This is a genomic window from Streptomyces sp. NPDC007901, from assembly GCF_042959465.1.
Lineage (GTDB): Bacteria > Actinomycetota > Actinomycetes > Streptomycetales > Streptomycetaceae > Streptomyces.
Genome location: NZ_JBIBKW010000025.1, coordinates 92,840 through 112,790, shown reverse-complemented (window position 1 = coordinate 112,790; position 19,951 = coordinate 92,840). Strand labels below are relative to the sequence as shown.

Annotated in this window: 22 protein-coding genes, 1 tRNA gene and 1 pseudogene; 8 read left to right on the top strand and 16 right to left on the bottom strand. The window is 71.1% G+C overall.

Translation table 11 applies throughout. The features are described from left to right. Positions 1 to 22: 22 nt before the first annotated feature. Positions 23 to 886 carry a dienelactone hydrolase family protein gene (locus ACFZDK_RS47460; protein WP_390983195.1) on the bottom strand — a complete coding sequence of 288 codons (864 nt, stop codon included), beginning with the start codon at positions 884 to 886 and terminating at the stop codon, positions 23 to 25. A 94-nt stretch (positions 887 to 980) separates the two neighbouring features. Here ACFZDK_RS47460 and ACFZDK_RS47455 point away from each other — a divergent pair, with 94 nt between their 5' ends. The 3 genes from ACFZDK_RS47455 to ACFZDK_RS47445 all read left to right on the top strand — a co-directional run bounded on the left by ACFZDK_RS47455 (position 981) and on the right by ACFZDK_RS47445 (position 4,349). Further along, the gene (locus ACFZDK_RS47455) at positions 981 to 2,000 is read left to right on the top strand and encodes a helix-turn-helix domain-containing protein (protein WP_390983192.1); all 1,020 of its coding nucleotides are present in this window, start codon (positions 981 to 983) and stop codon (positions 1,998 to 2,000) included. Between the two features lie 71 nt (positions 2,001 to 2,071). After that, entirely contained in the window at positions 2,072 to 3,487 is a 1,416-nt protein-coding gene (locus ACFZDK_RS47450; protein WP_390983189.1) for an MFS transporter, read from the top strand. A 130-nt stretch (positions 3,488 to 3,617) separates the two neighbouring features. After that, positions 3,618 to 4,349, top strand: a complete 732-nt coding sequence (locus ACFZDK_RS47445) for a TetR/AcrR family transcriptional regulator C-terminal domain-containing protein (RefSeq protein ID WP_390983187.1) — start codon at positions 3,618 to 3,620, stop codon at positions 4,347 to 4,349. A gap of 64 nt (positions 4,350 to 4,413) precedes the next feature. Here the strand turns inward: ACFZDK_RS47445 and ACFZDK_RS47440 are convergent, their stop codons facing one another. From ACFZDK_RS47440 to ACFZDK_RS47425, 4 genes are all read right to left on the bottom strand, one after another. Next, complete coding sequence (locus ACFZDK_RS47440) at positions 4,414 to 4,887, bottom strand: TIGR03618 family F420-dependent PPOX class oxidoreductase (protein WP_390983184.1); 474 nt, start codon at positions 4,885 to 4,887, stop codon at positions 4,414 to 4,416. A gap of 54 nt (positions 4,888 to 4,941) precedes the next feature. Beyond that, the gene (locus tag ACFZDK_RS47435) at positions 4,942 to 5,763 is read right to left on the bottom strand and encodes a YceI family protein (protein WP_390983181.1); all 822 of its coding nucleotides are present in this window, start codon (positions 5,761 to 5,763) and stop codon (positions 4,942 to 4,944) included. A 122-nt stretch (positions 5,764 to 5,885) separates the two neighbouring features. Next, positions 5,886 to 8,441, bottom strand: coding sequence for an MFS transporter (locus ACFZDK_RS47430; RefSeq protein ID WP_390983178.1), 2,556 nt, complete (start codon positions 8,439 to 8,441; stop codon positions 5,886 to 5,888). 20 nt (positions 8,442 to 8,461) lie between these two features. Next, positions 8,462 to 9,061 carry a MarR family transcriptional regulator gene (locus ACFZDK_RS47425; protein ID WP_390983175.1) on the bottom strand — a complete coding sequence of 200 codons (600 nt, stop codon included), beginning with the start codon at positions 9,059 to 9,061 and terminating at the stop codon, positions 8,462 to 8,464. Between the two features lie 194 nt (positions 9,062 to 9,255). Between ACFZDK_RS47425 and ACFZDK_RS47420 the strand changes: the two genes are divergently transcribed. From ACFZDK_RS47420 to ACFZDK_RS47410, 3 genes and pseudogenes are all read left to right on the top strand, one after another. After that, the gene (locus ACFZDK_RS47420) at positions 9,256 to 9,462 is read left to right on the top strand and encodes a hypothetical protein (protein WP_390983172.1); all 207 of its coding nucleotides are present in this window, start codon (positions 9,256 to 9,258) and stop codon (positions 9,460 to 9,462) included. A gap of 283 nt (positions 9,463 to 9,745) precedes the next feature. Further along, entirely contained in the window at positions 9,746 to 10,066 is a 321-nt protein-coding gene (locus ACFZDK_RS47415; RefSeq protein ID WP_390983169.1) for a hypothetical protein, read from the top strand. Between the two features lie 33 nt (positions 10,067 to 10,099). Then, positions 10,100 to 10,395: pseudogene (locus ACFZDK_RS47410) on the top strand (helix-turn-helix domain-containing protein); the annotation flags it as partial. Positions 10,396 to 10,447: 52 nt separating this feature from the next. Here ACFZDK_RS47410 and ACFZDK_RS47405 read toward each other — a convergent pair. The 9 genes from ACFZDK_RS47405 to ACFZDK_RS47365 all read right to left on the bottom strand — a co-directional run bounded on the left by ACFZDK_RS47405 (position 10,448) and on the right by ACFZDK_RS47365 (position 16,105). Next, complete coding sequence (locus tag ACFZDK_RS47405) at positions 10,448 to 11,140, bottom strand: hypothetical protein (RefSeq protein WP_390983166.1); 693 nt, start codon at positions 11,138 to 11,140, stop codon at positions 10,448 to 10,450. Between the two features lie 143 nt (positions 11,141 to 11,283). Continuing rightward, entirely contained in the window at positions 11,284 to 12,198 is a 915-nt protein-coding gene (locus ACFZDK_RS47400; RefSeq protein ID WP_390983163.1) for a SigB/SigF/SigG family RNA polymerase sigma factor, read from the bottom strand. A gap of 341 nt (positions 12,199 to 12,539) precedes the next feature. Then, positions 12,540 to 13,421, bottom strand: a complete 882-nt coding sequence (locus tag ACFZDK_RS47395; RefSeq protein ID WP_390983241.1) for a SigB/SigF/SigG family RNA polymerase sigma factor — start codon at positions 13,419 to 13,421, stop codon at positions 12,540 to 12,542. 193 nt (positions 13,422 to 13,614) lie between these two features. Then, entirely contained in the window at positions 13,615 to 13,908 is a 294-nt protein-coding gene (locus tag ACFZDK_RS47390; RefSeq protein ID WP_390983160.1) for a Dabb family protein, read from the bottom strand. Between the two features lie 22 nt (positions 13,909 to 13,930). Next, positions 13,931 to 14,107 (bottom strand): hypothetical protein, encoded by a 177-nt coding sequence (locus ACFZDK_RS47385; RefSeq protein WP_359211878.1) that lies wholly within the window; start codon positions 14,105 to 14,107, stop codon positions 13,931 to 13,933. 271 nt (positions 14,108 to 14,378) lie between these two features. Continuing rightward, a tRNA-Ser gene (locus tag ACFZDK_RS47380) sits at positions 14,379 to 14,463 on the bottom strand. Between the two features lie 66 nt (positions 14,464 to 14,529). Next, positions 14,530 to 14,961: a tRNA adenosine(34) deaminase TadA gene (gene tadA, locus ACFZDK_RS47375; RefSeq protein ID WP_355713610.1), complete on the bottom strand. Its 432-nt coding sequence runs from the start codon at positions 14,959 to 14,961 to the stop codon at positions 14,530 to 14,532. Positions 14,962 to 15,017: 56 nt separating this feature from the next. After that, positions 15,018 to 15,545, bottom strand: a complete 528-nt coding sequence (locus ACFZDK_RS47370) for a hypothetical protein (protein ID WP_390983156.1) — start codon at positions 15,543 to 15,545, stop codon at positions 15,018 to 15,020. 362 nt (positions 15,546 to 15,907) lie between these two features. After that, positions 15,908 to 16,105 carry a hypothetical protein gene (locus tag ACFZDK_RS47365; RefSeq protein ID WP_390983239.1) on the bottom strand — a complete coding sequence of 66 codons (198 nt, stop codon included), beginning with the start codon at positions 16,103 to 16,105 and terminating at the stop codon, positions 15,908 to 15,910. A 133-nt stretch (positions 16,106 to 16,238) separates the two neighbouring features. Here ACFZDK_RS47365 and upp point away from each other — a divergent pair, with 133 nt between their 5' ends. Continuing rightward, a complete protein-coding gene (upp, locus tag ACFZDK_RS47360; protein ID WP_390983154.1) occupies positions 16,239 to 16,874 on the top strand; it encodes a uracil phosphoribosyltransferase in 636 nt (211 codons plus the stop codon). A 304-nt stretch (positions 16,875 to 17,178) separates the two neighbouring features. On the opposite strand, the gene ACFZDK_RS47355 is transcribed toward upp, so the two are convergent. Together ACFZDK_RS47355 and ACFZDK_RS47350 are read right to left on the bottom strand one after the other, a co-directional pair. Next, positions 17,179 to 17,829 carry a LytR C-terminal domain-containing protein gene (locus tag ACFZDK_RS47355; RefSeq protein WP_390983151.1) on the bottom strand — a complete coding sequence of 217 codons (651 nt, stop codon included), beginning with the start codon at positions 17,827 to 17,829 and terminating at the stop codon, positions 17,179 to 17,181. A 133-nt stretch (positions 17,830 to 17,962) separates the two neighbouring features. Beyond that, a complete protein-coding gene (locus ACFZDK_RS47350) occupies positions 17,963 to 18,259 on the bottom strand; it encodes a type II toxin-antitoxin system VapB family antitoxin (protein WP_003999914.1) in 297 nt (98 codons plus the stop codon). A 115-nt stretch (positions 18,260 to 18,374) separates the two neighbouring features. Here ACFZDK_RS47350 and ACFZDK_RS47345 point away from each other — a divergent pair, with 115 nt between their 5' ends. Then, positions 18,375 to 19,937, top strand: coding sequence for a helicase HerA-like domain-containing protein (locus tag ACFZDK_RS47345; RefSeq protein WP_390983148.1), 1,563 nt, complete (start codon positions 18,375 to 18,377; stop codon positions 19,935 to 19,937). Positions 19,938 to 19,951 lie beyond the last annotated feature (14 nt).

Sequence of the window (19,951 nt, the reverse complement as noted above, 5' to 3'; positions counted from 1 at the left end):
CGACCCTGTCGAGGCGCTCGAGTCAGTTCGGTCCGTCGGCTCCGGTGCCGGGCGTGGCCGTCCCCAGCCGTTCGGCGAGGAAGGCGATGATCTCGTCACGGGCGCGCGTGGTCGGGTGACCCTGCTCGTCGACGAGATGGGCCGTGGTGACGCTGTGGGCGCAGCCGACGACGTCGCGGAAGAAGGGCGGCGGGTCGGTGTTCGCCGCTTCGTCCGCGAGCACGCGGCCGTCGAACGCGTCGCCGAGCAGAGCCCGGTAGGCCGCGAACCGTCGGCCGGTGCACCACCTGTCGTTCTCGAAGCGGTAGGCGAGCACCTTGAGGCCGTCGCGTCGGACGCGCTCGGCCACGCGGGCGGCGTCATCGGCTGCGATCTCCAGGCCTGCCGGGTCGTCGAGGGGGAGTGAGGGATGGTTGACGACGGGGGCGATGACGGCGGGTTCGAGCGTCATGGTCAGGGCGAAGTTCCCGGTGAAGCACAGCCCGACCGCGCCGACGCCCGGGCCGCCGCACTCCGCGTGCGCCAGGCGTGCGAGCCCGCGCAGCCACGCCACGACGGGGCTGGTGCCGCCGCCGGCGAACGCGCGGAACTCGGCGCTGACGCAGGCGCGCCGCACGACGGCCTGGCCCGCGTCGGCGGTCGGGTAGGCGCCGTCCACGCCGAACAGGGAGGGCAGATAGACGCGGAAGCCGGCATCGCGCAGCCAGCGCGCCAGGCGGGCGACGTCAGGGCTGATCCCCGGCATCTCGGGCAGCAGGACGACGGCCGGCCCCGACCCGGTGACGTGCACGGTCTTTCCGACCGTGTCGATGTCGACGACGCGGTGCGAGAAGTCGTCCAGGGAATCGTCCATGGAGTCGTCGTGTCGCGGGTGCGTGGTTGTCATGAGGCGCAGCGTGGCAGGAGACTGTCTCCCCCGGAAACGGCGGCATCGCCAGATACTGCGGCGAAATCGCCACCCGCTCGTGCCGGGGGGACACATGAGTTCACTGCGACTGGGAGTGCTGGCCTACCCCGGGTGTTTCGGCTCGGAGGTGTTCGGAGTCCCGGACCTGCTGGTGATGGCCCGTCACGTCGCCGCGGCGCAGGGGGTGGCACGACCGTCGTGCGAAGTGTCCGTGGTCTCGCCCAGGCGGCGGGTGATCATGTCCGGTGGCCTGACGGTCGGCGTCTCGGCCATGCGTCCGGTGGACGTGCTGGTCGTGCCGGGCTTCGAACTCTTGCCCGCGCTCGATCTCGACGCGGCACTGGCGGACCTGCGGCCCGAGGTGGCGGCGATCCGCTCGCAGGCCGCCTCCGGAGCCGCCGTCGTGTCGATCTGCGTCGGCGCCTTCCTCGTTGCCGAGGCCGGCCTGCTCGACGGACGTGAGGCGACGACCGCCTGGTTGTTCGCGGACCGCCTCGCCCGCCGGTACCCCGACGTGAAGGTGTGCCCCGAGCGCCTGGTCGTCACCGACCGCGGGGTGACGACCACGGCCGCCTTCAGCGCCATGTACGACTTCGCGCTCCAGCTCATCCGCGAGCAGGACGGCCCCGGCGTCGCCCGCGGCACCGCGCGTGTGGCGCTCGTCGACGACGCCCGTACCACCCAGGCCCCGTACGTCGACCCGGCGCTGCTGCCCGTCGCGGGCCGTGAGTTCTCCCGCGGTGTGAAGCGGTGGCTCGACCGGAATCTGGGGTCCCGCTACGACCTCTCCGCCCTTGCCGCGGCGTTCCACGTGAGCACGCGGACGATGCTCCGTCGCTTCGGCGAGGAGGCGGGCCAGAGCCCCCTCGCGTACCTGCAGTCCGCCCGGGTCCGCCGGGCCCGGCATCTGCTGGAGACGACCGACAGCACGGTCGCACACATCGCGGCCGACCTCGGGTACGCCGACGCGAGCACGTTCAGCGCCGTCTTCGCCCGGCACACGGGCCGGCGACCGCGGGACTACCGCGCGATGTTCCGCCGCTCGCCCGCAGCGCCGCTCGGCGACCTCCCGCACGAGCCCGGCACCCGCTGACGACCCCGGAGTCCGCACGCCATCGGAAACCGCGTTGTACACCGTATAATCCATGTTCTACGGTGTACAACATGACTTCTCAGGGCCACCCCCAGCGCTGGCTGATCCTCGGCGTCGTCTGTCTCGCGCAGCTCACCGTGCTGCTCGACAACACCGTTCTGAACGTGGCCATCCCCTCCCTCACCCGGGAACTGCACGCGGCCACCGCCGACATCCAGTGGATGATCAACGCGTACTCGCTCGTCCAGTCCGGTCTGCTGCTCACGGCGGGCAGCGCGGCCGACCGCTACGGCCGCAAGAAGATGCTGATCACCGGCCTGGTCCTGTTCGGCGCCGGTTCGCTGGCCGCGGGCCTGGCCGACTCCACCGGCCAACTGGTCGCGGCACGGGCCGGCATGGGCGTCGGCGGCGCACTCCTGCTCACCACCACCCTCGCCGTGGCGATGCAGATCTTCACCCCTGACGAGCAGCCCAAGGCCATCGGCATCTGGAGCGCCGTCAACGCGCTGGGCTTCGCCGCCGGTCCGCTGATCGGCGGGTTCATGCTCAACCACTTCTGGTGGGGCGCGATCTTCCTGATCAACCTCCCGGTCGCGGCGCTGGCCCTGGCGGCCGTCGTGGTCCTGGTCCCCGAGTCCAAGGCTGTGCCCTTCCGGGGGACGACCCCCGGACCCCCGGGCCAGGGCGACCGCCCCGACCTGCTCGGCGCGCTGCTCTCCACGATCGGCATGGCCGCGCTGGTCTTCGCGATCATCTCGGGCCCGGGACACGGCTGGACGTCGGCACGGGTGCTGGTCACGGCGGCGGTGGCGGTGCTGGCGCTGGGCGCGTTCGCGTACTGGGAGAGCCGGATCCCGTTCCCCATGCTCGACCCCCACTTCTTCCGCGACCGCCGCTTCACGGGCGCCGTCGCCGGCGCGGTCCTCATCACCTTCGGCATGGGCGGAGCGCTCTTCCTCCTCACCCAGCACCTGCAACTCGTCCTCGGCTACGGCCCGTTGGAGGCCGGCCTGCGCACGGCGCCGCTCGCGCTGTCGGTCGTCGTCCTCAACTTCTCCGGCCTCTCGGCCAAGTGGGCGACACGCCTCGGCACGCCGGTGGCGATAGCCCTGGGCATGCTGCTGATGTCGCTGGGCCTGGTGTCCATCGCCGTACTGGACTCGAACGGTTACGGCGGCACGCTGCTCGGTCTGCTGCTGATCGGCGCGGGGTGCGCGATCGCCAACCCGGCGATGGCGCACGCCATCATGAGCGCGATTCCTCCGGAGAAGGCGGGGGTGGGCGCCGGGATCAACGGCACGCTGGCCGAGTTCGGAAACGGGCTGGGCGTGGCTGTACTGGGAGCCGTCCTGAGCTCCTCGGTGGCCTCGGGGAAGTCGTTGTCGGCGGGGCTGGGGGCCGGGCAGCTGGTGGGCGCGGTCGCGGTGGTGGCCGGGGGGTTCGTGGCGGCGGGGCTTCTCAGGAAGGCGGAGAAGTATGTCGCCTAGTGGGGTGGGGGTATGCGTCCGTTCGCGACCGCGGGTTCGTCGTGGCCGGTCGCGCAGTTCCTCGCGCCCCTGACGGGGCGTTGGAGCTTTAGCATCGTGAGAAGTGATCGTTGGGTGAGGAGGGGTCGCGATGGTGCGGGCCAGTGTGTGGCTTGAGGAGAAGACGCGCCGGGGCGGTCGCGGCGGTCAGCCGTCCGGTCTCGACCGGGCCCGGATCACCTCCGCCACCGTCCGGCTCCTCGACTCCGACGGGCTCGACAAGTTCTCCATGCGCCGGCTGGCGGCCGAGCTCAACGTGACGGCCATGTCCGTGTACTGGTACGTCGACACCAAGGACGACCTGCTCGAACTCGCCCTCGACGCGGCCTTCGGCGAACTGGCCCTGCCCGATGCCGTCGCCGGCGACTGGCGCGAGCAACTGCGGGCGCTGGCCACGGAGTACCGGGCCCTGCTGGTCCGCCACCCCTGGTTCTCCCCGCTGGCCGGCCGCTACCTCAACGTCGGCCCGCACTCGCTGGCCTTCTCGCGCGTGGTCCAGCAGGTCGTCCGCCGCGCCGGCCTGCCCGCCCACGGCGTGACCGGCGCGATCTCGGCCGTCTTCCAGTTCGTGTACGGCTACGGCACCATCGAGAGCCACTTCGCCGCCCGAGTGGCCGCGGCCGGCATGACCCCCGACGAGTACTTCAATTCCACGATGGACGCCGTGACCGAGGCCCCCGACACCGCGAAGATCATCGAAGAGTCCAGGGACCTCATGGCGGCCCGCGGCGGCGACACCGTCGCCGAAATGCTCGACAGAGACTTCACCTTCGCCCTGGACCTGCTGATCGCTGGAATCGAGGCCAAGGTGCAGCGCCCCTGAAAGGGGCGCGGGGCTGTATCAATATGCGGCTCCGCCGAGTGGGCGCGATCACCACCCCACCCCATTAGGCGCCCGGCGAAGCCAACCGCGCCGGAAACCCCCCGGTGGCCACCGGCCCCCACCGCTCCGGCGTGACCCGGATGATCGACTTCCCCTGCTTCACCATCGCCGCCCGGTACTCGTCCCAGTCGGGATGCTCCCCGGAGATGTTCCGGAAGTACTCCACCAGCGGCTCCACCGACTCCGGCGAGTCGATCACCTCCGCCCGCCCGTCGATCTGGACCCACGGCCCGTCCCAGTCGTCGCTCAGGACGATCACGCTCACCCGCTCGTCCCGCTTCGCGTTCCGCGTCTTCGCCCGCTCGGGGTACGTGGAGGCCACGATCCGCCCGGAGTCGTCGACCCCGCAGGTCAGCGGCGACCCCTGCGGGCTCCCGTCGGCGCGGCGCGTGAGCAGGATCGCGCGGTGCCGGGGCCGTACGAAGTCCAGCAGCTCGTCGAGGGAGACGGACGTGTTCGTCGCGATGTTCGGTGCCATACCGCCAGCCTAGGGCCGGGCGGCCCGCTCAGCCTGTTCCTGCTGGGCCTACGATCACGCCTGCGGCAGCGAGTCCCCCTGCACCGCCTGGACCTCCAGCTCGATCTTCAGTGTCGTGCCGATCGCGGCGATGCCCGCCTGGACGACCTGGTTGTAGTTCATCGCGAAGTCCTCGCGGTGCAGCTCGGTCGTCGCGCGGAACGCGGCGCGCGTGCCGCCCCAGGGGTCGGCGCCGGTGCCGAGGTAGGCGAGGTCGAGGTCGACCGGTCGTACCACCCCGTGCAGGGAGAGCTCGCCGTGGACCGTCCAGCGGTCCGAGCCCGCCACCGTCAGCCCGGTGGAGGTGTAGGTGATCTCGGGGTGCTTCTCCACGTCCAGGAAGTCGGCGGAGCGCAGGTGGGTGTCGCGCATGCCGTTGCCCGTGTCGATGGAGGCGGCCCGGATGACGGCCTGGACGCGGGACTTGGTGACGTCGTCGGGGGCGATCTCGATCCAGGCGCCGAAGTCCGTGAAACGGCCGCGCACGCTGGAGATGCCCAGGTGCTGGGCGACGGCCCCGACCGTCGAGTGCGCCGGGTCCACCGTCCAGGGCCCTGGCGGGGGCAGCTCCGTACCGCCCTGCCGCGCCAGCGTGACCGTGCCGATCTCGGCACGGCCGCTCGCGGTGACGATGGCGCTGGAGGCGGCGGGCGCGTAGCCCACGGCCGTGACGATGACGGTGTAGGCCCCCGGCGTCAGCGGGTTCGGGTCCCGGACCGCGCCCTCGTCGTCGGCCTCGGCGCGCAGCACCTGCGTACCGGTCATGTCGGTCACTGTGACGACCCCGTGCGACACGGCCCATCCGTCCCGGGTGCGGATCCTCGCGGTCAGTCCCATCCCGTTTCTCCCTGCGAACACTTGAGTGACAATGCACTCACACGCTTACAAATTGGTCGTATGGAACCGGCCCGCGGCGAGCGCCTCCTTGTGGGCGCGCCCGCCACGGGCCGGAGTGTGAACTACTCGCCCGGGTGCGCGAGTTCGATGTCGTGGCCGTCGACACCGGGGCCGGTGACGTTCAGGGCCGTGGCGACCGGCGGGTAGCCCGTCGCGATCACGGTGTAGTCGCCGCCGTCCAGGTCGGCGAAGGCGTACGCGCCGTCCACGCCGGTGGTGGCCGTGCCGACCACGTTGCCCGCCGCGTCCACGAGGGTCACGCGGGCGTCGGCCAGCGGACCGTGCGGAGCCCGTACGACACCCTGCAGCTGGGCGCCGGCGTCCAGGTCGACCTCGATCCGGGTGACCCCGGCGGTGCCGATCTCGACCGGCAGGGCGCGGGGCCGGTACCCGGCCGCGTTCACCGCGACGGTCACCACACCGGGCACCAGGTCGCCGAAGACGAACTGGCCCTGCTCACCGGTGACCGAGGTGGCCAGCAGGTCACCGCGCACGTCGGTGACGATCACCATCGCGTCCTTGACCGGCAGCGCGCTGCCCGCGCCCCGCACCACACCGCTCAGCCCGCTGGTGCCGCTGAGCAGGATGTCGTACGACAGCGGGTCCTCGCCCACCAGGACGGTGGAGGCCTGCGGCTGGTAGCCGTCGGCGGAGGCGATCAGCACGTACGAGCCCGCGCCGGGCGCGTCCAGCCGGTACGCGCCGTCGAAGCCCGCGACCGAGCGACCCAGCTGGCGGCCGGAGAGCGAGATCAGGGTGACCGCGGCCTGCGCGACCGGGGCGCTCTCGGCACCGCGCACGAAGCCGTGCACCGGGGTGGAGCCAGGACCCGTGGACTGCTCGGGGACGGCGATGGTGGCCACGGCGGCGAGCTGCCGGGTGGCCTCCGTGCCGGTCTCCGTGGCGCTGTCCACGACGGGGGCGGCCCAGCTGGGGACCTGCTCCTCGACGGGAGCGGCGGCCGGGGCGGCGACGGCGGCCGGGGCGTTCTCGGCGCTCTCCGTGTTCTCGGCGTTCTCCGCCTCGGCGGCCTGGGCGAGCCCACCCTTGGTCTTCAGCGGGACCTCCTTGATGAACAGGCTGATCAGGAACGCGAGGGCGGCGAGGCCGCCGGCGATCAGGAAGACGTCGGCGATGGCGTGGCCGTAGGCGCTCTCCATGAGGGTGCGCAGCGGGGCGGGCAGCTTGGCCAGGTCCGGGAGGCTGTCGTCGGACGAGCCGGAACCGGCCAGGGCGGCCTGGTACTTGTGCGGGAGGGCAGCGGCGCCCTCGGTCACGTAGTGCGTGATCCGGCGGGCCATCACCGCGCCGAGCGCCGAGACACCGACCGCACCGCCCAGGGAGCGGAAGAAGGTGACCGTGGAGCTGGCCGAGCCGAGGTCGCTCGGGGCGACCTGGTTCTGGGTGCAGAGCACCAGGTTCTGCATCATCATGCCGATGCCGAGACCCAGCAGCGCCATGAAGATCGACATCTTCCAGTACGCCGTGTCGTACCGGATGGTCCCGAGCAGGCCGAGCCCCGCCGTCACCAGCACGCCACCGCTGACCAGCCAGGCCTTCCAGCGCCCTGTGCGGGTGATGAACTGGCCGGAGACGGTGGAGGAGATGAACAGACCGCCGATCATCGGGATCGTCATCACACCGGACATCGTCGGGGACTTGTCACGGGCCAGCTGGAAGTACTGGCTGAAGAACACCGTGCCGGTGAACATCGCGACACCGACGAACAGGGAGGCCAGCGAGGCCAGGGTGATGGTGCGGTTCTTGAAGAGCCGCAGCGGGATGATCGGTTCCTTGGCCTTCGACTCGACGAGCACGAAGATCAGCGCGAGGACGATCGAACCGCCGATCATCGCGTACGTCTGCCACGAGATCCAGTCGTACTTGTCACCGGCGAAGGTGACCCAGACCAGCAGCAGCGAGACGGCCGCGGCGACGAAGAACGCGCCGGCCCAGTCGACCTTGACGTCCCGCTTCACGACCGGCAGGTGCAGGGTCTTCTGCAGCACGATCAGCGCGATGACGGCGAAGGGGACACCGACGTAGAAGCACCAGCGCCAGCCCAGCCACGACGTGTCGGTGATGACACCGCCGAGCAGCGGGCCGCCGACGGTCGCGACCGCGAAGGTGGCGCCGAGATAGCCGGAGTAACGGCCGCGCTCGCGCGGCGAGATCATCGCGGCCATGACGATCTGGGCGAGTGCCGACAGACCGCCGACGCCGACGCCCTGCACGACACGGCAGGCGATCAGCATGCCGGCGTTCTGCGACAGACCGGCCGCCGCCGAGCCCAGCACGTAGATGACGAGGGCGATCTGGACGAGCGCCTTCTTGCTGTACAGGTCGGCGAGCTTGCCCCACAGCGGGGTGGTCGCGGTCATGGCCAGCAGCGAGGCGGTCACGACCCAGGTGTAGGCGGACTGGCCGCCGCCCAGGTCGGTGATGATGTGCGGCAGGGCGTTGGTGACGATGGTGGACGACAGGATCGCCACGAACATACCGAGCAGCAGCCCGGATATGGCTTCCATGATCTGCCGGTGCGTCATCGGGGCCTGCTCGACGGAGCCTCCCCCGTGCTTGGCATGGGCCCGCACACCGGCTGGTGTGGTTGTTGCCATGGGCTTCCTTCTCTTACGTCTCAAGCGGGTGTACGGGTGGTCGTGGATTCGAGTACGGGGGTGGGGGCGCGGGCGACGGAGCCGGCCGTGGCCGGGACGGCGGCCTGCGCGGTCCCGGGGGTCGGTCCCGGGGGCGTGGCCGATGCCGTTGTCCTGGCGGTGGCGGTGGACCGGGGATGCGGTGCCGTGGCCCGGCAGCCGCCGAAGCTGTCCCGGAGCCGGGTCATCAGCCGGATCAGCTGCTCGACCTCCTCGTCGCTCCAGTCGCTCAGCCGCTCGGTGAGCAGCTCGGTGCTGCGCCGGGACAGGTCCTCGAGGGTGGCCTCGCCCGCGGGGGTGAGGTGCAGGATGCGGGACCGCTTGTCCGCGGGGTCGGGGGACCGGTCGATCCAGCCGCGCTCGGCGACGTGCGCCACGTGCCGGCTGGTCACGGACATGTCCACGGCGAGCAGCTCGGCGAGCTTGCTCATGCGCATGGAACCGTGGCGGCCGAGCAGTGTCAGCACGGCCGCTGAACCGGCCGGGCACTCGTGCGGCAGGATCCGCGCGAGGTCCCGTTTCACGGCTCCGACGGCGCTGAGCTGACGCGCCAGCTCCTCGAACTGCGCCTGCTCCGCCATCACACCTCCCGTATTCGTTGCTTGGGGCAACCATAGGACTGTTTGGTTGCTGCAGGCAAACAAGCGGGTGGCCTGGGGGACAAAAACTTGGCAAAGGCAAGTATTGCGAACGTAAACACGCAGGTGGGGCGGCTTGCCCGCCCGGGTGGCCCCCCACTTGGGCCGCACCCCCGGATTCGCTAGTGTCTCGGGCCATGGCTAACACCCAGGGCCCCCAGGGCAACTACGACCCCGCAGGCAGCACCCAGATGTTCCGCGCGTTCGTCGACGAGGCCCCGCAGACCTCCCAGCAGACGACGTCCACCTACTCTTCCTCCTCCGGCCCCCGCGTCGGCCTGATCCTCGGCGTCGTCGCCGCGGTGGTCGTGGTGGCGGCGGTGGCCTGGCTGGCGTTCATGTAGGACGGCGTCCGGCGATACGGCGCCTGCTACGGCGTCCGGGCCGGTGCCCGACGAAGAACCCGGGGTTGTGCGCCCCGGGTTTTCGTCGTGTCCGTGGGCACGATGGCTGGGTCGGGGCGGTAGCGCGAACCCCACCCCAAGAGGCCGGTCCGCCCCAGTGATCCGGCACCGGCCGCCGGGGCAGGGTGAGGGGCCGACGCCCGCCTCACCGTGAAGGTCGCCCCTTGTCCGGTCCCACAGCCCCGCGTGCAGTGCCGCCCGCGTCCCGGGCCGTACACCTGTCATGCTCGCCGTGCTCACCGCCCTCGCCGCGGCCCTGCTCCCCGCTCTCTTCCTCGCCCCGCACCTGCTGGCGGCGCGCGGGGCACAGGACGGCTTCGCCGACCAGGACACCCTCGCCGGCACCGTCCGGGACGTGTTCGTCGAGTACTGGGGTCCGGCGACCGGGCCTACCCGCCGGACCTGGACGGGGTGGTCGGCTACCGGGAGTCATTCGCAGTGCTCCTGCCTTCAGGCCGGGGGCGAAGCGAATCCTGCGGTGGCGTTGCGGCGGAGCCGGACCCTGCTTCGTGACGGTGACGGGTCGCTCACACGTTCCCAGTGACGACGTGGGTTCGACTTGCCTGGTGCGATCGGCATGCAGCTCCGGTACGCGTTCAGGCTCTACCCGGATGCCGGAAAGCGCACCGCGCTGGCCAGGGCTTTCGGGTGCGCCCGGATGGTGTTCAACGACGCGGTCCGCGCCCGCGAGGACGCCCGACAGGCCGGGCGGCCGTTCCCGACAGCAGGGGAACTGTCCCGGAAGCTGGTCACCGAAGCGAAGCGGACAGGGACACGGAGAGGGCGTACCGCAACTTCTTCGCCTCCCTCAAGGGCACCCGCAAAGGCCCCAGGACCGGGCCGCCCCGCTTCAAGTCCCGCACGGACAAGCGGCCCAGGGGCTCTCGGCCTTCTTCCACGGCGGCTGACCGTTCCGGAAGCCCGCTCAGCTCCAGTCGACCGTCACGACCCGGGTCTCGATGTGCATGCCCAGCGGGACCCGCCAGTCGTCCACACAGACCGTCCAGGTCGCGTTCTTGCGGGAGTCGGCGGCGATCGGGGCCGGCAGGGACTCGGTCGTCCTGATCGTCGCCCAGTCGATGCCGAGGAGGTCGATGATGTGCGTGCCGAGGGTGACCGAGCCCGAACGGACCGCGGTGCCACCGGAGTTCCGGAAGGCGACGGTCACCTTCTCGCACCATCTCTTGTCCGTGGCCTCGCGGGTGGGGGCGCTCCAGGTGAGGGCGGCGGGGGACGCGGTGGTGGGTGAAGTGGTGCTGGGGTGTGGTGAGTTCGGCGTGGTGGGGTCGCCCGGTCGTGGCTGAGCGCTGTCGCGGCGGGAGGGAGGGGAGGCCGAACCAGAAGGGGTGGACGGCGGGTTGGAGCCAGGGCCCGTCACCGCCGGCCCCTGTGCCGCGGTGGACGTGTCCCCCGTACCGTTGCCCGTTCCCTCGCCCGTCCCCTTGGCCGCTCCGTCCAGCGGGACCAGGGTCACCGAGCCCGTCGGCCGGGCCGGCGTCGGTGTCGTACCGCCCGCCGCCCCCACCGCCGTATAGCCGCCGCCACCGGCCCCGCCGCACGCCGTGAGTGCCGAGGCCAGGCAGACGACCGCCGCCGACACCGCCGACGCCGACGTCACGGTGCCCCACCGGCCGCCCGGTGCCCTGCTCGGAGTTCCGCTCGGAGTCCTACGGGGAAGCATCGCGCCAGTGTGGCTGACACTCCGTCAGTAAGGAACCCGTAGGACCGGTCCGGTGCGGAACCCGGAGGAGCGGGAGCGGTTCAGTCCGAGATCAGGCCCTCGCGGAGCTGGGCCAGGGTGCGGGTCAGCAGGCGGGAGACGTGCATCTGGGAGATGCCGACCTCCTCGCCGATCTGGGACTGGGTCATGTTCGCGAAGAAGCGCAGCATGATGATCCGGCGCTCGCGCGGCGGGAGCTTGGCCAGGAGCGGCTTCAGCGACTCGCGGTACTCGACGCCCTCCAGGGCCGTGTCCTCGTAGCCGAGGCGGTCGGCCAGGGAGCCCTCGCCGCCGTCGTCCTCGGGGGCCGGGGAGTCGAGGGAGGAGGCGGTGTACGCGTTGCCGACGGCGAGGCCGTCGACGACGTCCTCCTCGGAGACGCCGAGGACGGCGGCGAGTTCGGGAACCGTCGGAGAGCGGTCCAGCTTCTGGGAGAGCTCGTCGCTGGCCTTGGTGAGGGCCAGCCGCAGCTCCTGGAGGCGGCGCGGGACGCGCACCGACCAGGAGGTGTCCCGGAAGAACCGCTTGATCTCGCCGACGACGGTCGGCATCGCGAACGTCGGGAACTCCACGCCCCGTTCGCAGTCGAAGCGGTCGATCGCCTTGATCAGGCCGATGGTGCCGACCTGGACGATGTCCTCCATCGGCTCGTTGCGGCTGCGGAAGCGGGCCGCCGCGTAGCGCACGAGGGGGAGGTTGAGTTCGATCAGGGTGTCCCGGACGTAGGCACGCTCGGGGCTGTCCTCTTCGAGTGCGGCAAGGCGCAGGAACAGGGAGCGGGACAGGGTGCGGGTGTCGAGGCTCTCCGAGACGGCCGGAACTTCCTGGGCCGGCGGAGCCTCCAGCGCCGGAGCGCCGTCGATGCTGTCGAGCACGTCGATGGCGTCGAGCTCCTTGGGCGCTGCCTCGCTGGGCGTGGGCGTGAGCACCTTCGAGCTGCCCTGGTCTGCGGACATGCCACCCCCTTTGGGTCGCGGGACGGTCGCGGCGGCGTTCCCTGGGAGGAACCGCGCCTTCACCTGAATACCGGAGCCGGGGCCCCGGCAAACGCGCTTCCGGCAGAATGTCACATGTCGGCAACACGCTGTAGTGACATGTCGACACGTAAGAAGTGAATCCGCCCTGGATGCAGGGGGTCTGTCGCTTTTTCGACCCTCAACTGTCGGGAAGTGCGCTGGTGAGCGATTCGCTCGCGCCGGTGATGGCTCGATCCTGTGCGCGGTTACGGTCGTACCAAGTCGCCCGGGGCGGGTCTCGGACCGGTAACGGGCCCTTCGGGCGCGGTGCGGGCGCGGGGTCAGGCCTCGATGCGGTTCGCCGAGCGCAGGCGCTGGAAGCTGCGGGCGAGGAGGCGGGAGACGTGCATCTGGGAGACGCCGAGCTCCGCGCTGATCTGGGACTGGGTGAGGTTGCTGTAGTAGCGCAGCAGCAGGATCCGCTGTTCCCGTTCGGGGAGTTGGACCAGGAGGTGGCGGACCAGGTCGCGGTGTTCCACGCCGTCCAGGGCCGGGTCCTCGTAGCCGATGCGGTCCAGCAGCCCCGGCAGGCCGTCGCCCTCCTGGGCGGCCTCCAGGGAGGTCGCGTGGTACGACCGGCCGGCCTCGATGCAGGATAGCACCTCCTCCTCGCTGATGCGCAGCCGCTCGGCGATCTCGGCGGTGGAGGGGGAGCGGCCGAAGGCGGTGGTCAGGTCCTCGGTCGCGCTGTTGACCTGGACCCACAGCTCGTGCAGCCGGCGCGGTACGTGCACGGTGCGGACGTTGTCCCGGAAGTAGCGCTTGATCTCGCCGACGACGGTCGGCATCGCGAAGGTCGGGAACTGCACGCCCCGGTCCGGGTCGAAGCGGTCGATGGCGTTGATCAGACCGATGGTGCCGACCTGGACGACGTCCTCCATCGGCTCGTTGCGGGAGCGGAAACGGGCGGCCGCGTAGCGCACGAGCGGGAGGTTCGCCTCGATGAGCGCCGCGCGCACCCGGTTGTGCTCCGGCGTGCCCGGCTTGAGCTCCTTGAGCTGGCCGAAGAGCACCTGGGTCAGTGCCCGGGTGTCGGCGCCCCGCCGCTTCTCGGGGGCCGGTGCGGGGCCCTGAGCGGGCGCTTGGACGGCGGTCTGGACGGCGGTCTGGGTGGGGGCGGGCGCCTCTTCCTGGGGCGGCGCAGAACTGGCCGACACGGTCAACGCCACCTCTTCATCGGTCAATCATCCGTCAAAAGCGGTCATAGCATCACAAGACATGTGCACTGTGTGCAAGCACCCCATAACGTCGTGTTGAGCGCGAGTCGGAATAAATGCGGGCAAGTTGAGGCATAAGGCGCGCAAAAGCCCCCCGCCGTTCCCGGCGGGGGGCCGTGCTCCGAAGCGGGCGGGCCGCTCAGAACTCGTAGTCGGCGATCACCCACGTGGCGAACTCCCGCCACTGCCCCGCGGCGGCCTGGTGGGCCGGGTGCTCCACGTACCGCTTCAGCGCGTCCGTGTCCTCGACCGCCGAGTTGATCGCGAAGTCGTACGCGATGGGCCGGTCGGTGATGTTCCAGGCGCACTCCCAGGAGCGCAGCTCCTCGATCTGGTCGCCGAGCGCGAAGAACGCCTCGGCACCCGCGACGACGCGCGGATCGTCGCGCCCGACGCCGTCGTTGAGCTTGAAAAGAACCAGATGGCGGATCATCGATGCTCCTGATGGGGGTGCGCTACTTGGCTCCGTTCACGAGCCAGGTCATGAACTGCCCGATGGCCTTGGCCGCGTCCGATATGCCCTCGAAGCCTATCTGGACGTAGTCGGCCGCCTTGGCCGGATCCGTGATGATCACGTACAGCGCGAAGACCACGAGCACGTACGTGGCGATCTTCTTGGCATTCACCGCCACCGCGGCCTCCCCTGTGCCCGCCTCAGCCGGCGTGTCTGCGTACCCTCTGCGCTCTCTGCCGGGCGCGAGTGTAACCTTCACGCCCCCCTTGAGGGCCAACGCCCCGCTGGTCGAAGCCCTTTGCCGCCCACCGGGGCGCGTTCGGGGGCGCGTGGCCGGATCGAAAGCCCCCGTTTTCCGGAGATCGCCGTCGTCCCGGAGATCACCACCGTTCTCCCGAATACCGGAACGCGGAAAGGGCCCCGTCTTTCGACGGGGCCCTTTCTCGAAGCGGTAGCGGAGGGATTTGAACCCTCGGTGACTTGCGCCACACTCGCTTTCGAGGCGAGCTCCTTCGGCCGCTCGGACACGCTACCGAGGGAGACCTTACAGCACGGGGGGCCGTGCTCTGAAATCGGTATTCGGGGGCTCGGAGGCACGCCTCAGCGGTCGCGGAAGAAATCCGTGAGGAGGCGGGCGGACTCCTCCGCCAGGACGCCCTCGACGACCTCGGGGCGGTGGTTCAGGCGCCGGTCCCGTACGACGTCCCAGAGCGAGCCGGCGGCTCCGGCCTTGTCGTCCCGGGCGCCGTAGACGACCCGGTCCACCCTGGACTGGACCAGGGCACCCGCGCACATCGTGCAGGGCTCCAGTGTGACCACGAGGGTGCAGCCGGTGAGCCGCCACTCCCCGAGGGCCGCGGCCGCCCGGCGCAGGGCGAGCACCTCGGCGTGCGCGGTGGGGTCGGCGGTGGCCTCGCGTTCGTTGTGACCGGTCGCGAGGACCGTCGTACCGTCCCGGGACAGTACGACGGCGCCGACGGGGACGTCCCCGCCCCGGACGGCCTGTCCGGCCTCGTCCAGGGCGAGCCGCATCGCGGCCCGCCAGCGGTCGCGTACCGGGTCGGGGGACCCAGGTGCCTCGTGGAGGGTCAGCGGACGGTCTCCAGGACGTCCGAGGCGCCCAGGGCCTCGGCGATCTCGCCGAGCGCGTCCTCGTCCAGGGTGAGCAGCTCCTTGGCGCTCACGCCCAGGTCGTCCAGGATCGCGGCGTCGCCGACCGGGCCGGCCGGCACGGCGGAGTTGTCCGGGTCGTCGTCCACTTCCGTCTCCGGCTCACCGTCCTCGGTGCCGTCGAGGTCGAGGGCGTCCAGGTCGTCGGCGTCGTCCTTGGGCTCCCTTCCGAGCATTTCGTCGGTGAGCAGGAGCTCGCCGTACGAGCTGCGGGCGGCGGCTGCGGCGTTGGAGACGAAGACCCGGGGGTCCTCCTCGCCGTCGACGCGCACGACGCCGAACCAAGCGTCTTCCTGCTCGATGAAGACGAGCACCGTGTCGTCGGCCTCCGAGGCCGATTCCCGGGCCAGGTCGGCCAGGTCCGACAGGGTCTCCACATCGTCGAGCTCTGTGTCGCTCGCTTCCCACCCGTCTTCGGTGCGCGCGAGCAGTGCGGCGAAGTACACCGTGACTCTCCCACTGGTCTTAGGCGTGCCGGTTGGGGGTCCCCCCGGCGGAGGTTCTGGGCGGGGAGAGCTGTGCTCCGAGCCCCACCCACTCGGAATCGTGGCAGAAACAAGGCGTTCAGGGGACGTCTTCGGCTCCCTGTGTCTGGCAGTTTTGATCGCACGTATGCAAAGAGGCGTTCATGTGTCCGCGAACGGACTCACCAGCGCACTCGTCGCCGCCACCTGCGGATCGTACGCGGATTTTCCCGCGGCCCACGCACGGCCTTCCCCGTGACGGACCGCAACGCGCCACAAGCAGTGGATCTTTGCCGAAGGATCAGCTTTACGACTCTTACCGTGTCTTACCGCGTTACCGGCTCTTACCAGCGGAAGGTCCGCATACGCAGGGCGTGCCGCAGCCGGGCGGTCTTGGCGCGGCGGGGCTGGACCCGGTCGCGCAGCGCCCGCGCCTCGGCGAGCTCGCGCAGGAACAGGGCCCGGCGGCGGCGCCGCTCGGCGTCCGTCTCGCCCTCGGGCGCGCCGTACGCGCGATCAGGCCGCTCGGGCGGCTCGGGCACCTCAGGCGGCTCTGGCACGGTCCCACCACCCCCGTCCGTCACTCCCACTTTCCCCCGGACGGGGGGTTTGATGCCAGGACGGGCCAGCGCGGGCCAGCGCGAAGGGCGGCCGGGCACGGTTACTGTTGTGGACATGCGTCTCCACGTCGTCGACCACCCTCTGGTCGCCCACAAGCTCACCACGCTGCGCGACCAGCGCACCGACTCCGCGACGTTCCGGCGGCTCGCCGACGAACTGGTCACCCTGCTCGCCTACGAGGCGACCCGGGACGTGCGGACCGAGGCCGTCGACATCCAGACCCCGGTCGCCGCCACGACCGGCGTCAAGCTCGCCCGCCCGCGCCCGCTGGTGGTGCCGATCCTGCGGGCCGGGCTCGGCATGCTGGACGGCATGGTCCGGCTGCTGCCGACCGCCGAGGTGGGCTTCCTGGGCATGATCCGCAACGAGGAGACGCTGCAGGCGTCCACGTACGCCTCACGGATGCCGGAGGACCTCTCCGGGCGCCAGGTGTACGTCCTGGACCCGATGCTGGCCACGGGCGGCACCCTGGTCGCGGCGATCCGCGAGCTCATCCGGCGCGGCGCGGACGACGTGACGGCGGTGGTCCTGCTGGCCGCGCCGGAGGGCGTCGAGGTCATGGAGCGCGAGCTCGCGGGCACGCCGGTCACGGTCGTGACGGCGGCGGTGGACGACCACCTGAACGAGCACGGGTACATCGTGCCGGGGCTGGGCGACGCGGGCGACCGGCTTTACGGCGCGGCGGAGTAACGGACTTCTCGTTCTCCGTTCTCCGTTCTCCGGGGCGAGTCTCCGGGGCGAGTCGCGAACCCTCGGTCCGCCGCGATGGTGCCCGGCGGTCGTTCGCCGTGGCGCCGTAGGGGGGCGGTCGGGTGGCGGCTGCGGGTTCGTCGTGGCTGGTCGCGCCCACGCGGCGGTGGCCGCATGGCGAATGCGGCCCCGCGCCCCTTGGGGGGCGCCGCACCGCAGGGCGCTGCAGTTGTGACCGTCTCTGAGTCCTTGACCGCCGCCACGGCGGCCGGCCACGGCGGCGGTGTTCGGCGGTGCCCAGCCCTCAGCAGGTCTTCTTCGACGCCTTCGGCTGGGGGTCGGACAGGGCCGTGATCGCCTTCGCGGCGGTCGCCTGTGGCGTCAGGGTCTTGAACGCGTTGCCGATGATGAGGTCCACGGCGGCGCCCTTGCGGCCCGCCTCCGTGCGCTGGTCGGCCGCTGTCAGCTGGGTGGCCAGTACCGGGAGCGAGGTCTTCAGCGCGGTGGCCGGGCCGAGCAGTATCGCCGTGCCCTTGATCTTCTGGTCGAACCTGGCCGGCGCGTTGCCGACGTCGCCGATCTTGAAGCCGCGCTTCTTCAGCTCGTCCGCGGTGTCCTTGGCCAGGCCCGCGCGGGTCGTGGCGTTGTAGACGTTCACCGTGATCTGGGCCGGTTTCGGCAGCGCCGCCGCCGTCGCCCCGGCCGCGGGACTCGCGCTCGCGACGGCGTGCTTCACACAGTCGCCCGCCGAGCCGGCCGCCGAGGCCGTCCCGCCGCCGCCCGTGAAGACGTCGATGAGCTGCAGGGTGCCCCAGCCGACCAGGCCGAGCGCGGTGACGGAGGCGACCACGGAGAGGGCCAGCCGGGCACGCCGCCGGCGCGGGCGCATGCGAGGGTATTTGTCCCCTGTGATCCGGTACTGGCCGCCCATGCCGGGGGGAGTCAGCATGCTCATGAGCGCAGCGTAGTGCGCCACGGGTGCGTTGACTAATAGATGATCATCCGACGGTGCGCGGTCCAACCCGAAAGGGGCAACCGGCGCGGAACGGCGGGTGGCGACAGGGTGTCCGGGTGGATCCCCGGGCGGCTCAGTCGAGTTCGAGCACGCGTGCGTGCAGCACCTGGCGCTGCTGGAGGGCGGCGCGGACCGCGCGGTGCAGCCCGTCCTCCAGGTACAGGTCGCCCTGCCACTTCACGACGTGCGCGAAGAGGTCGCCGTAGAACGTCGAGTCCTCGGCGAGCAGGGTCTCCAGGTCGAGCTGCCCCTTGGTCGTCACGAGCTGATCGAGGCGGACCGGGCGCGGTGCGACGTCCGCCCACTGCCGGGTGCTCTCCCGGCCGTGGTCGGGGTACGGCCGGCCGTTTCCGATGCGCTTGAAGATCACACGGAAAGCCTACCGGTCCTGACGTTCCGGGCGCAGCCATGGCGACCGAGTGCGACGCTGGAAAAGACGCCGTAAAGATAGACAAAGAGGCGGAACGGGAACAAGGGGTCCGATGATGAGTGCCGGGGATGCCGGTGACAAGCCCCCCGAAGCGGACGCCGAGGTCGCCGCGATCGCCGCCGGGTACGCCTTCACCGGTCAGGCGCTGGACCTCGGTGCCCTGCTCCGGGACGGGCGGTGCCGTTCCGACGCCCAGGTCCGCATCCCCCTCCCCATGCTCAACCGCCACGGCCTGGTCGCCGGCGCCACCGGCACCGGCAAGACCAAGACGCTCCAGCTGATCGCCGAGCAGCTCTCGGCGCAGGGCGTCCCGGTGTTCCTGGCGGACGTCAAGGGCGACCTGTCCGGGATCGCCCGCCCCGGGCAGGCGGGCGAACGGGTCCGGGGGAGGGCGGGCGAGGTCGGGCAGGACTGGACGGCGACCGGCTTCCCGGCCGAGTTCCTCGCGCTCGGCGGCCTCGGCCACGGCGTTCCCGTCCGCGCCACGATCACCAGCTTCGGACCGGTGCTGCTGTCGAAGGTCCTCGGGCTCAACCAGACCCAGGAGCAGTCCCTCGGCCTGATCTTCCACTACGCCGACACCAAGGGCCTGGAGCTGATCGACCTCAAGGACCTGCGGGCGGTGGTCGCCTTCCTCACCTCCGACGAGGGCCGGCCCGAGCTGAGGAACATCGGCGGGCTGTCCACGGCCACCGCCGGCGTCATCCTCCGCTCCCTCACCGCCTTCGAGGCGCAGGGCATGGCGGACTTCTTCGGCGAGCCGGAGTTCGACACGGCCGACCTCCTGCGTACGGCACCGGACGGGCGCGGTGTCGTCTCGGTCCTGGAACTCCCCGCCGTCCAGGACAAGCCCCTCCTCTTCTCCACCTTCCTGATGTGGCTGCTCGCCGACCTCTTCCACGACCTCCCCGAGATCGGCGACGCCGACAAGCCGAAGCTGGTCTTCTTCTTCGACGAGGCGCACCTGCTCTTCAACGACGCGTCGAAGGCGTTCCTCGAATCGATCACGCAGACCGTGCGCCTGATTCGCTCGAAAGGAGTCGGCGTCTTCTTCGTGACGCAGACCCCGAAGGACGTACCGTCCGACGTCCTCGGCCAGCTCGGCAACCGTGTCCAGCACGCGCTCCGGGCCTTCACCCCCGAGGACCAGAAGGCGCTCCGGGCTACCGTGCAGACCTTCCCGAAGTCGTCGTACGACCTCGAGGAGCTGCTCACCGGGCTCGGCACCGGCGAGGCCGTGGTCACCGTGCTCAGCGAGGACGGCGCCCCGACACCGGTCGCGGCGACACGGCTGCGCGCCCCCGAGTCGCTGATGGGGCCGGTCGACGCGGCGGAACTCGACGCGGCGGTCCGGGCCTCCGCGCTCTACGGGCGTTATGCACAGGCTGTGGACCGCGAGTCGGCGTACGAGAGGCTCCAGCGGACCCCGGCCGCCGAACCCGAGGCCGCCGCCGAGGCCCCGAGCCGGAAGGCCCAGAAGGCCCGGAGGGAAGAGCCGTCGCTGGTCGAACAGGTGGTCGGCAGCGGGATGTTCAAGTCGCTCGCCCGGTCGGTGGGCACACAGCTCGGCCGTGAGATCACCCGGTCCCTGTTCGGTACGGCGCGCCGGCGGAGGTGAGCCGGACGACCCCG

Bases quoted from the DNA above. Each gene is read 5' to 3' on its own strand.
- ACFZDK_RS47455 (WP_390983192.1), top strand. From the start codon at position 981: ATGAGTTCACTGCGACTGGGAGTGCTGGCCTACCCCGGGTGTTTCGGC.
- ACFZDK_RS47415 (WP_390983169.1), top strand. From the start codon at position 9,746: ATGCTCGCCGTGCTCACCGCCCTCGCCGCGGCCCTGCTCCCCGCTCTC.
- upp (WP_390983154.1), top strand. From the start codon at position 16,239: ATGCGTCTCCACGTCGTCGACCACCCTCTGGTCGCCCACAAGCTCACC.
- ACFZDK_RS47345 (WP_390983148.1), top strand. From the start codon at position 18,375: ATGAGTGCCGGGGATGCCGGTGACAAGCCCCCCGAAGCGGACGCCGAG.
- ACFZDK_RS47445 (WP_390983187.1), top strand. From the start codon at position 3,618: ATGGTGCGGGCCAGTGTGTGGCTTGAGGAGAAGACGCGCCGGGGCGGT.
- tadA (WP_355713610.1), bottom strand. From the start codon at position 14,961: ATGCGGCTCGCCCTGGACGAGGCCGGACAGGCCGTCCGGGGCGGGGAC.
- ACFZDK_RS47430 (WP_390983178.1), bottom strand. From the start codon at position 8,441: ATGGCAACAACCACACCAGCCGGTGTGCGGGCCCATGCCAAGCACGGG.
- ACFZDK_RS47355 (WP_390983151.1), bottom strand. From the start codon at position 17,829: ATGAGCATGCTGACTCCCCCCGGCATGGGCGGCCAGTACCGGATCACA.
- ACFZDK_RS47435 (WP_390983181.1), bottom strand. From the start codon at position 5,763: ATGGGACTGACCGCGAGGATCCGCACCCGGGACGGATGGGCCGTGTCG.
- ACFZDK_RS47420 (WP_390983172.1), top strand. From the start codon at position 9,256: ATGGCTAACACCCAGGGCCCCCAGGGCAACTACGACCCCGCAGGCAGC.
- ACFZDK_RS47425 (WP_390983175.1), bottom strand. From the start codon at position 9,061: ATGGCGGAGCAGGCGCAGTTCGAGGAGCTGGCGCGTCAGCTCAGCGCC.
- ACFZDK_RS47460 (WP_390983195.1), bottom strand. From the start codon at position 886: ATGACAACCACGCACCCGCGACACGACGACTCCATGGACGATTCCCTG.
- ACFZDK_RS47390 (WP_390983160.1), bottom strand. From the start codon at position 13,908: ATGATCCGCCATCTGGTTCTTTTCAAGCTCAACGACGGCGTCGGGCGC.
- ACFZDK_RS47400 (WP_390983163.1), bottom strand. From the start codon at position 12,198: ATGTCCGCAGACCAGGGCAGCTCGAAGGTGCTCACGCCCACGCCCAGC.
- ACFZDK_RS47440 (WP_390983184.1), bottom strand. From the start codon at position 4,887: ATGGCACCGAACATCGCGACGAACACGTCCGTCTCCCTCGACGAGCTG.
- ACFZDK_RS47450 (WP_390983189.1), top strand. From the start codon at position 2,072: ATGACTTCTCAGGGCCACCCCCAGCGCTGGCTGATCCTCGGCGTCGTC.